Annotated in this window: 1 protein-coding gene; it reads left to right on the top strand. The window is 65.1% G+C overall.

Going from position 1 to position 372, the window contains the following annotated elements:
* Window positions 1-17: 17 nt before the first annotated feature.
* On the top strand, window positions 18-372 hold a 355-nt coding region (locus tag SB754_RS19435), incomplete at its 3' end, for a 2'-5' RNA ligase family protein (RefSeq protein ID WP_410784043.1).

The following is a 372-nucleotide window of genomic DNA, read 5'->3' as shown; positions in this document are numbered from 1 at the left end:
TGAGTTCTTGGAATCCAATGATCCTTGCAGATGCCGCCGAGGGCGTCGGTGGTGGGGCGAGCGCGCCCGATTGCACCTGCGTGGGGATTGTTATTGGAGTGCCGGAGCCGATGGCGACGGAACTGCGCCGGGCCAGGGCATCCTTTGGTGATCCCATGGCTGCCGTCATTCCCGCCCACATCACGATCGTGACCACCACGGAGACCGACGACTGGGAAGCCACCGCCGAGCATGTCCGCAGGGTGGCGGGGAACCACGCACCCTTCGACGTCTCGCTGCGGGGCACCGGAACCTTCCGCCCGGTGTCGCCGGTGGTGTACCTGCAGCTCGACGAAGGCTATGACGAGTGCACTGCCCTGCACAAGGAAATGC

The sequence above is a fragment of the Leifsonia sp. SIMBA_070 genome, from assembly GCF_046534635.1.
Taxonomy (GTDB): Bacteria; Actinomycetota; Actinomycetes; order Actinomycetales; family Microbacteriaceae; genus Leifsonia.
The sequence above is the reverse complement of the archived record's forward strand: the minus strand, read 5'-3'. Positions and strand labels throughout refer to the sequence as shown.